This is a genomic window from Haematobacter sp. (genome assembly GCF_032102465.1).
GTDB lineage: Bacteria > Pseudomonadota > Alphaproteobacteria > Rhodobacterales > Rhodobacteraceae > Haematobacter.
In genome coordinates, this window is record NZ_DAMDHB010000026.1 from 1 (window position 1) to 9,493 (window position 9,493).

Annotated in this window: 8 protein-coding genes; all 8 read left to right on the forward strand. The window is 70.6% G+C overall.

The annotated features are described in order from the left end of the window. Positions 1-69 precede the first annotated feature (69 nt). On the forward strand, positions 70-384 hold the full coding sequence (locus tag RT513_RS14720; RefSeq protein ID WP_313534126.1) for a rcc01693 family protein: 315 nt from the start codon (positions 70-72) through the stop codon (positions 382-384). Then, entirely contained in the window at positions 371-1,024 is a 654-nt protein-coding gene (locus tag RT513_RS14725; RefSeq protein ID WP_088214941.1) for a phage tail tape measure protein, read from the forward strand. The genes RT513_RS14720 and RT513_RS14725 overlap by 14 nt, the downstream gene beginning before the upstream one ends. Before the next feature lie 9 nt (positions 1,025-1,033). Next, the gene (locus RT513_RS14730) at positions 1,034-1,657 is read left to right on the forward strand and encodes a DUF2460 domain-containing protein (protein ID WP_313534127.1); all 624 of its coding nucleotides are present in this window, start codon (positions 1,034-1,036) and stop codon (positions 1,655-1,657) included. Between the two features lie 523 nt (positions 1,658-2,180). Further along, positions 2,181-3,035, forward strand: a complete 855-nt coding sequence (locus tag RT513_RS14735; protein WP_313534128.1) for a DUF2163 domain-containing protein — start codon at positions 2,181-2,183, stop codon at positions 3,033-3,035. Then, positions 3,032-3,559, forward strand: a complete 528-nt coding sequence (locus tag RT513_RS14740) for a peptidase (RefSeq protein WP_313534129.1) — start codon at positions 3,032-3,034, stop codon at positions 3,557-3,559. The genes RT513_RS14735 and RT513_RS14740 overlap by 4 nt, the downstream gene beginning before the upstream one ends. Continuing rightward, positions 3,559-7,416, forward strand: a complete 3,858-nt coding sequence (locus tag RT513_RS14745; protein ID WP_313534130.1) for a glycoside hydrolase/phage tail family protein — start codon at positions 3,559-3,561, stop codon at positions 7,414-7,416. Before RT513_RS14740 ends, RT513_RS14745 begins: the two co-directional genes overlap by 1 nt. 92 nt (positions 7,417-7,508) lie before the next feature. Next, positions 7,509-8,213 carry a DUF2793 domain-containing protein gene (locus RT513_RS14750; RefSeq protein ID WP_290685304.1) on the forward strand — a complete coding sequence of 235 codons (705 nt, stop codon included), beginning with the start codon at positions 7,509-7,511 and terminating at the stop codon, positions 8,211-8,213. Positions 8,214-8,276: 63 nt separating this feature from the next. After that, on the forward strand, positions 8,277-9,083 hold the full coding sequence (gene cysE, locus RT513_RS14755; protein ID WP_035743167.1) for a serine O-acetyltransferase: 807 nt from the start codon (positions 8,277-8,279) through the stop codon (positions 9,081-9,083). The last annotated feature ends 410 nt before the right edge of the window (positions 9,084-9,493 follow it).

Consider the following 9,493-nt stretch of genomic DNA (forward strand, 5'->3'; position numbering starts at 1 on the left):
AGATCGCGGGCGGTCCCGCGGGGGCGGCGAAGGTCGCGGCGCGGCTGCTGGTCGCGGCCTTTGCTCCCGATGCGTGAGGGGGGCTTCGACTGGGCGGGGTTGCTTCGCGCCGGATTGCGCGCGGGGCTGCTGCCGGCGCAGGTCTGGACGCTCACCCCCTGGGAGCTGGCGCTCCTCACCGGGCGCAGCGGCGCACAGGCGACATTGGGCCGGACGGGGCTGGAGGCGCTGATGCGCGCCTTCCCCGATGACCCCGTGCCCCATGACGGCATGCCTGACGACCATGGGCCTGACGACCGCATGCCCCATGACCACAGGCCCCATGACCGCATGGATCACGGGCCCACGGATGAACGGATGGAGGGACAGGATGACGGCGATTGATGCGCTGGCCGATGAGATCGCGGCGCTGGAGGTGAGCCTGGGCGGCGCCCGGACGATGGCCGCGGCCTTTGACAGCGAGTTGCAGGGGATGCGGACAAGCCTTGCCGGGACTGCCCGTGAAAGCGCGCGGCTGTCGGACGGCATGGGCCGGGGGCTGCGCCGCGCCTTCGACGGCATCGCGCTGAACGGCGAGAAGCTGTCGGATGCGCTGGAGGGGCTGGGGCGCTCCATGGTGGGCACGGTCTACAACATGGCCATGCAGCCGGTGCAGCGCGCGGCGGGAGACATGCTTTCCGGCGGGATGGAGGCCGCGCTGGCTGCCTTCCTGCCCTTTGCCACGGGCGGCGGTTTCGCGGGCGGCAGGGTGATGCCCTTTGCCCGGGGGGGTGTGGTTTCCGCACCGACGACCTTCCCGATGCGGGGCGGCGCCACCGGCCTGATGGGAGAGGCGGGGCCGGAGGCGATCCTGCCGCTCGCCCGCGGGGCGGATGGCAGTCTCGGCGTGCGTGCGGGCGGCGGGCAGGCGGTCAACGTCACCGTCAATGTCACCACGCCCGATGTGGACGGCTTCCGCCGCAGCCGGAGCCAGATCGCCGCGGAGATGGGGCGCGCCCTCTCCCGCGGGCAACGCAACCGGTAAGGAGGGATCATGGCCTTTCACGAAGTGCTCTACCCCGCGCGGCTGAGCTACGGCTCCACCGGCGGACCGGAGCGGCGGACGGAGATCGTCACCCTCGCCAACGGGTTCGAGGAACGCAACAGCCCCTGGGCGCATTCCCGGAGGCGGTATGATGCAGGCGGCGGCCTGCGGTCGCTTGACGATGTGGCGGTGCTCGTCGCCTTCTTCGAGGCGCGGATGGGGCGTCTGCATGGCTTCCGCTGGAAGGACTGGGCCGATTACAAATCCTGCCCGCCCAGCGCCGCGATCAGCGCTACGGACCAGCAGATCGGCGTGGGCGATGGGGTGGAACGCTCGTTCCGCCTGACGAAGCGCTACGCCTCCGCCGGGTCGGCCTATCTCCGCCCGATCGCCAAACCCGTCGCGGGCAGCCTCCGCATCGCGCTGGAGGGCGGAGAGGTCACTGCCTGGGAGGCGGACCCGGAAAGCGGTGTCGTGACCTTTGCTACGCCGCCCGCACGCGGGGTGAGTATCACCGCAGGCTACGAGTTCGACGTGCCGGTGCGGTTCGACACCGATCAGATCCGCACCTCCGTCGCGACCTTTCAGGCGGGCGAGGTGCCCGATGTGCCGGTCGTGGAGCTGCGGCTGTGAGGAACGGGAGACCGTTTCACACGCCAGCAGCGGCCGGCGGGCCTCCGCATGGCATCGCCCATGCGGCAGGAGAGCACACCGGCAGCAGGCCCTTGGGCAATGGGCCTTGGTGCGATGGACGCCGATGCAAGGGGAGACCCGATGCAGAGGGCCAGTCACACTCTGGCGCGGGCCGGGCCAGCGGCAGGCCCTTGGGCAATGGACCCCGGTGCGACGGGCGGTCCGATGCGGAGGACCAGTCACACTCTGCCGCAGGCTGGGTCAACGGCAGGCTATTGGGCAGCGGACTGCGATGCGACGGACGGGCCGGTGCGGAGGGCCAGTCATGCACTGGCACGGGCCGGACGGGCGGCAGGCCATTAGGTAACGGACGCCGATGCAAGGGGAGACCCGATGCAGAGGGCCAGTCACACTCTGCCGCGGGCCGGGCCAGCGGCAGGCCCTTGGGCAATGGACCCCGGTGCGACGGGCGGTCCGATGCGGAGGGCCCGCCGCGCACTGGCGGAGGGAGAGGGGAGAGGACATGAGCAGCAACACACTTCAGGCCCATCTGGAAACCGGGGCGACCACCGTCTGCCGCTGCTGGGCGGTGGAGCGGCGGGACGGGGTCCGCATGGGATTCACCGACCACGATACCGACCTGAGCTTCGACGGCATCCTGTTCCACGCCGCCACCGGCATGACCGCCGCGCAGCTTGAGCAGGTGACGGGGCTGGCCGTGGACAACAGCGCCGCCTCCGGCGCACTCACCGCGCAAGGGATCACGGAGGAGGACATTGCCGCGGGCCGCTATGACGGGGCGGAGGTCTGGTCATGGCTGGTCAACTGGGCGGATGTGGGCCAGCGCGCCCTGCGTTTCCGGGGGGAGATCGGGGAGATCCGGCGCGGCGCCGGTGCGTTCGAGGCGGAGTTGCGCGGCCTTGCCGACCGGCTGAACCAGCGGGGCGGGCGGGCCATCCAGCGAGGCTGTACCGCGCGGCTGGGGGATGCGGCCTGTGGCATCGACCTTGCCGATCCGCGCTATGGCTGCGAGGGGGTGGTCCTCTCGGTGACGGGCGGGCGCGTCGTCCAGCTTGGCGATGCGCTGGGCGGCCATCCCGCCCGATGGTTCGAGCGGGGGAGCCTCACCGTCCTTTCGGGCGCGGCCTCGGGGCTGGTCGGGCTGGTGAAGCTCCAGACGGGCGGGCAGGTCGAGCTCTGGCAGGAGCTGCGCGCGCCGCTTCATCCGGGTGACAGGGTGCGGCTCACGGCGGGCTGTGACAAGCGGCTTCACACCTGCGGCGGAAAATTCGCCAATACGCTGAATTTCCGCGGCTTTCCGCATGTGCCGGGAGAGGACTGGCTTGTCGCCTCTCCCGCGCGGAGGATGGGGCGATGAGGGGGGATGTCGTCGCTGCCGCGCGGCTGTGGCTGGGTACGCCCTATCGCCATCAGGCCTCCTGTCGCGGGGCGGGCGCGGATTGCCTCGGCCTGATCCGGGGGGTCTGGCGCGATCTGTGCGGGCCGGAGCCTGAAGCGCCCCCCGCCTATACCCCCGACTGGGGAGAGACGGGGCGGCAGGAGGTGCTCTGGTCCGCCGCCACCCGCCACCTTATTCCGCTTGCCGCCAGCCCGCTTGATGCCAGCCCGCTTGGCAGCGGCCTACTTGCGACGGGCCTGCCGGAACCGGGCCTGCCGGAACCGGGCCTGCCGGAACCGGGCCTGCCGGAACCGGGCGACGTGCTGCTTTTCCGTCTGCGTACGGGCGGCATCGCCAAGCATCTGGGCATCGCCGCCGAAACCGGTGCGGTGCCCACATTCATCCATGCCTACAGCGGCCATGCCGTCGTCGAAAGCCCGCTCTCCGAGCCCTGGGCGCGGCGCATCGTGGCCCGGTTCGGCTATCCGAAGGGAGCGATCTGATGGCAACCATAATGCTGGGCGCGGTGGGCGCATCGCTGGGCGGCGCGATGGGCGGCACCGTCATGGGGCTGACCGGGGCGGTCGCGGGCCGGGCGCTGGGCGCGACGGTGGGCCGCGTCATCGACCAGCGGCTGCTGGGCGCGGGGTCCGAGACGGTGGAGCACGGCCGCATCGAGCGGTTCCGCGTCACCGGGGCGAGCGAGGGCGCGCCGCTGCCGCTGGTATTCGGCCGGATGCGGATCGGCGGGCAGGTGATCTGGGCCTCTCCCTTCACCGAACACGCCAGTTCGGCGCGGGGCGGCAAGGGCGGCGCCGGGCCGGAGGTGCGGCAGTATTCCTATACCGTGAGCCTTGCCATCGCGCTCTGCGAAGGGGTCATCACCGACATCGGCCGGATCTGGGCCGACGGGGTGGAGGTCGCGCGGAACAGCGTCACGCTCCGCCTTTACCGCGGCGATGACGCGCAGATTCCCGACGCGCGCATCGTGGCGGAGGAGGGGGCGGAGAACGCGCCCGCCTATCGCGGCACGGCCTATGTGGTGATCGAGGATCTTGCGCTCGACCGGTTCGGCAACCGGGTGCCGCAATTCAGCTTCGAGGTGATGCGCCCCGCGCAGGGCGTGCCGGAGGCGGAGGGTGGCATCGGCGCGGTCACGCAGGCCGTGGCGCTGATCCCGGGCACCGGGGAATATGCGCTGGCCACCACGCCCGCCGTCTTTTCCGACAGGCTGGGGCGGAACCGGGTCGCGAACGTGAACTCGCCCGCGGGCGTCACGGATTTCAGGGCCTCTCTCGATCAGATGGGGCGGGAGCTGCCGAAGGTCGGCTCCGTGTCGCTGGTCGTCTCCTGGTTCGGGACCGACCTGCGCTGCGGCGACTGCACGATCAGCCCGAAGGTGGAGCAGGTCACGGCGGAGGCGGCGCAGCCCTGGCGGGTGAGCGGTCTTGCCCGCCGCAACGCGGAGGTGGTCGCGATGCGCGAGGGCCGCCCCCTCTATGGCGGCACGCCTTCCGACGGCTCGGTGATCGAGGCGCTGACCGCGCTCGCGCAGGCGGGGAAGCGGGCGGTGTTCTACCCCTTCATCCTCATGGAGCAGCTTCAAGGGAATGCCCGGCCCGACCCATGGGGCGGCGGCGAGCAAGCCGCTCTGCCGTGGCGGGGACGGATCACGCTGTCGCGCGCGCCGGGAGAGGCCGGCTCGCCCTTCGGCACCCCTGCCGCCACGGCGGAGGTGGCGCGGTTCTTCGGCACCGCGCGGGTGGAGGATTTCACCGCGACCGGCACGACCATCGCCTATACCGGCCCGCCGGAATGGTCCTATCGCCGGTTCATCCTGCATTACGCCCATCTTTGCGCGCTGGCGGGCGGGGTGGATGCGTTCTGCATCGGCTCCGAGATGGTGGGGCTGACAGCCATCCGCGACGCGGCGGGTTTTCCCGCCGTGGCGGAGCTTTGCCGTCTGGCCGCAGATGTCCGCGCGATCCTGCCGGGGGCGAAGATCGGCTATGCCGCGGATTGGAGCGAGTATTTCGGCACGACCGACCCGGAGGGCAACCGCTGGTTCCACCTCGACCCGCTGTGGGCCCACCCGGCGATCGACTTCATCGGGATCGACAATTACATGCCGCTCTCCGACTGGCGCGACGGCAGCGGTCATGCGGATGCGGCGGCGGGAACCATCCATGACCTCGACTACCTGACCGCGAATGTCGCGGGCGGCGAGGGCTACGACTGGTATTACGCGACGCCGCAGGATCGCGCGGCCCAGCGGCGCACCCCCATCACCGACGGTGCGGGGGAGCCGTGGATCTGGCGCTACAAGGACATCCTGAACTGGTGGCGCAATCCGCATCATGACCGGGTGGGCGGTGTCCGGCAGGCAGCGGCAAGCCCGTGGGTGCCGATGTCGAAGCCCATATGGTTCACGGAGATCGGCTGCGCCGCCGTGGACAAGGGCACGAACGAGCCCAACAAGTTCGTCGATCCGAAATCCTCCGAATCCGCGCTGCCGCATTTCTCGACCGGGGCGCGGGACGACCTGATCCAGATGCAGTATCTGCGTGCGCTGGCCCGGTATTGGAGCGATCCGTCAGCCAACCCCGTCTCGCCGCATTACGGCGGGCCGATGGTGGATATGGCGCGGGCGCATGTCTGGGCCTGGGATGCGCGGCCCTGGCCCGCCTTTCCGCAGGCCACCGATGTCTGGAGCGATGGTGAAAACCACGCCCGCGGCCACTGGATCACCGGGCGGACGGCGGCGCAGCCGCTTGGCGCCGTGGTGGCGGAGATCTGTGCGCGGGCCGGGGTGGGCGATGTGGATGTCGCGCGTCTGCACGGGCTGGTGCGCGGTCTTTCCCTGACGGAGCAGACCGCCCGGGGGGCGTTGCAGGCGCTGATGCTGGCCTATGGCGTGGATGCGGCGGAGCGGGACGGGCGTCTTGTCTTCAGCCGCCGGGGCGCGGAGGCGGTGCGGGTGATCGACGCCGACGCGATCCTTGCGCGCGACGGGGGCGATGTGCAGCAGGAGCGCGCGGGCGCGGGCGAGATCCCGCCCCGCCTCCGCATCGGCCATATCGACGCCGAGGCCGATTACGAGGCGCGAAGCGTGGAGGTCACCCATCCCGGCGAGGAAGGCGATGCCCTTTCGGAAACGGAACTGCCCCTCGCGCTGACGGCGGGAGAGGCGGTGGCGATCGCCGAACGCTGGCTGGCGGAGACGCGGGTGGCGCGGGATACCGCGCGCTTTGCCCTGCCGCCCTCCGCCGGGATCGGTGCGGGGGAGGTGGTGCAGGTGGAGGCAGGCGGTGCCCGGGGTCTTTACCGCATCGACCGGCTGGCGGAGGGACATGGCGCGGAGGTGGAGGCCGTGCGGGTGGAGCCCGCGCTCTATGCCGCCCCGCCGGTGGAGGAGCCGCCCGCGAAGCCCCGGCCCTTCGTGCCGCCCGCGCCCGTGGCCGCGCTGTTTCTGGACCTGCCGCTGCTTTCCGGCGCGGAGGTTCCGCACGCGCCGCATCTTGCCGTCACCGCCAGCCCCTGGCCGGGCGACATTGCGGTGCTGGATGCGCCCATGGACAGCGGCTACCGGCTGAACGGCCATGTGGAGCGCGCGGCGGTGATCGGCGAGTCGCTGGAACCGCTCGGCGCGCGCCATCCGGGGTTGTGGGACAGGGGGCGGCTCCGCGTCCGCATGTCGGGGGCGCTGTCATCGGCGGAGCGGCTCTCCGTCCTGAACGGCGCGAATGCGGCTGCGGTGGGGGATGGCTCGCCCGATGGATGGGAGGTGATCCAGTTCGCCACCGCGACGCTGACCGCGCCCGACACCTACGAGCTGACCCATCTGCTGCGCGGGCAGGCCGGGACGGAGCGGGAGGGCCATGTCTGGCCTGCGGGAAGCCGGTTCGTGCTGCTCGATCAGCGCGTGGGGCAGATCGCGCTCGACCCCGCCCGCCGCGGGATGGAGCGGCATTACCGGATCGGCCCTGCGGGGCTGGCCTATGACGATCCGGCCTTTGTCCATCTCACGGCGGCTTTCCGGGGGGTGGGTCTGCGCCCCTACCGGCCCGTGCATCTGCGGATGCGGCGGGAGGGGGGCGACATGGCCTTCCGCTGGATCCGCCGCAGCCGGCTGGACGGCGACGATTGGGAGAGCCGCGACATCCCGCTGGGCGAGACGCGGGAGGCCTATCTCCTCCGGGTCATCGGCCCCTCCGGCGTCCTGCGGGAGGCAGAGACCACCACGCCCGACTGGCGCTACAGCGCCCAGATGCGCGCGGCCGACGGCCCCGCGCTCCGTCTGGAGGTCGCGCAACTGTCCGACCGCTTCGGCCCCGGCCCCTTTGCCAGCCTGAAATTCTGACCACCCCTCCTGACCTGACCATCCCGCCCTGACCTGACCATCCTGCCTGACCTGACCATCCCGCCCTGACATTCTGAACCATGGAGACGATGATGACCGAGACACCGACCCTTCGCCTGCCGCTGATCGCGCCCGGTCAGGCCCAGAAGCATGTCACCGTGAACGAGGCACTGGCCCGGATCGACGCGCTCTGCCAGCTCACACTCCGCTCCATCACGGGGGGTGAGCCGCAGACGCCTGAGGAGGGCGCGGCCTATGGTGTGCCCGCGGGCGCCACCGGCGGCTGGGCGGGCGCGGCGGGGAAGGTCGCGCTCCGGCTGAACGGCGGGTGGGAATTCCTCGCGCCGCGCGCGGGCTGGCGGGCCTTCGTGGCGGATGAGGGGGCGGAGCGGCTGCATGACGGGCAGGGCTGGCGCGCGGGGTTGCTGGCAAGCTCTCCCACCGGCGCGGGGCCCGTGTGGCGGGTCGCGGAGATCGACCATGTCGTCACGCCGGGGGCGAGCAACCTGACGGCCCCGCTGATCCCGAGCCACGCCACCGTCTTCGGCGTGACTGCGCGAGTGGTGGAGCCGCTCACCGGCACGCTTGCCTCCTGGAAACTGGGTGAGTCGGACGGGGCGGATCGTTATGGCTCCGGGCTTGGCACCGGCGCGGGATCCTGGGCGATGGGGCCGACGGAGCCGAAACCCCGCTGGGCGGCAACGCGGCTGCTGCTGAGCGCGACGGGGGGTAATTTTTCCGGCGGAAAGGTGCGTATCGCGGCACATTTTCTGGAATTGACCCTTCCGGCGGCCTGATCCTTCTTTCCGATCTGCCAATCGCGCCCTATGTCGGCTAGACTGAGAAAAACGGAGGGCGTCATGGCGCAGGTGAAAGCAACGGTGGCCGAGGTCGATCCCGTCTGGTCGCGTATTTGCACCGAGGCGCATGAAGCCGTCGAGCGGGAACCCCTGCTCGGCGGTCTGATCCATTCGAGCGTGCTGCATCATGCGTCGCTGGAGCGGGCGCTGGCCTACCGGTTTTCGCTGAAGCTTGCCTCGGGCGAGATGTCGGAGCAGATCCTGCGCGAGATCGCGGATGAGGCCCATGTCGCGGACCCCTCCCTTGCGCAGGCTGCGCGGATCGACGTGGTGGCGGTGTTCGAGCGTGATCCCGCCTGCCACAGCTTTCTTCAGCCGCTGCTGTTCTTCAAGGGGTATCAGGCGTTGCAGGCCTATCGGATCGGCCACTGGCTCTGGCAGCAGGGGCGGCGCGACATGGCCTATTTCGTGCAGACCCGCGTGTCGGAGGTCTTCGGCGTGGACATTCATCCCGCCGCGCGGATCGGGCGGGGCGTGATGATCGACCACGCGCATTCCATCGTGATCGGGGAAACCGCGGTGGTGGGGGACAACGTCTCCATGCTGCATTCGGTCACGCTGGGCGGAACCGGCAAGGCGGACGGCGACCGTCACCCGAAGATCGGCGACGGCGTGCTGATCGGTGCGGGAGCCAAGGTTCTGGGCAATATCCGGGTTGGCAACTGCTCCCGCATCGCCGCGGGCTCGGTGGTTCTGGCCGATGTGCCGCGAAACTCCACCGTGGCGGGCGTGCCGGCGCGGGTGGTCGGGGAGGCAGGGTGTTTGCACCCCTCCATCCTGATGGACCAGATGATCGAGGGCGACTGACAACAGGGGAGCAGGCGAGGGCAGGCAGAGGCAGGCGCGGGCGTGAAGGTCACGTCCTTGTCCTTCCGTGAGGCGCCGAGCATTGATGGGCGCGTGATCGGGCTTGGCAAGGCTCCCGAGCGCCGCTTGGAACTGCATACAGGCTACCTTGGCCCCCCGGGCGCCCCGTGATCGGCGGCGAAGCTTATCGCCTCCGGCAGATCCGCGAGATTGTGAGCCGCTGCCCGTGAGGGAGCGCGGGCTTGCTTCACCCGCTCGCCATAATCTGCGTCTGGTCGGAGTGCGAATGATTTCTGCTACCGCAGGCCCGAAAGCGTTTTCCCGCAGCCAATGCGCCGGTCTTAGCGGGTTTGCCTTTAGCCGCCTGTTTGCCATTGCGCCGGGCGGCTGAGGCGCTGCAATCTCCTCGC

Bases quoted from the DNA above. Each gene is read 5' to 3' on its own strand.
- RT513_RS14720 (WP_313534126.1), top strand. From the start codon at position 70: ATGCGTGAGGGGGGCTTCGACTGGGCGGGGTTGCTTCGCGCCGGATTG.
- RT513_RS14725 (WP_088214941.1), top strand. From the start codon at position 371: ATGACGGCGATTGATGCGCTGGCCGATGAGATCGCGGCGCTGGAGGTG.
- RT513_RS14730 (WP_313534127.1), top strand. From the start codon at position 1,034: ATGGCCTTTCACGAAGTGCTCTACCCCGCGCGGCTGAGCTACGGCTCC.
- RT513_RS14735 (WP_313534128.1), top strand. From the start codon at position 2,181: ATGAGCAGCAACACACTTCAGGCCCATCTGGAAACCGGGGCGACCACC.
- RT513_RS14740 (WP_313534129.1), top strand. From the start codon at position 3,032: ATGAGGGGGGATGTCGTCGCTGCCGCGCGGCTGTGGCTGGGTACGCCC.
- RT513_RS14745 (WP_313534130.1), top strand. From the start codon at position 3,559: ATGGCAACCATAATGCTGGGCGCGGTGGGCGCATCGCTGGGCGGCGCG.
- RT513_RS14750 (WP_290685304.1), top strand. From the start codon at position 7,509: ATGACCGAGACACCGACCCTTCGCCTGCCGCTGATCGCGCCCGGTCAG.
- cysE (WP_035743167.1), top strand. From the start codon at position 8,277: ATGGCGCAGGTGAAAGCAACGGTGGCCGAGGTCGATCCCGTCTGGTCG.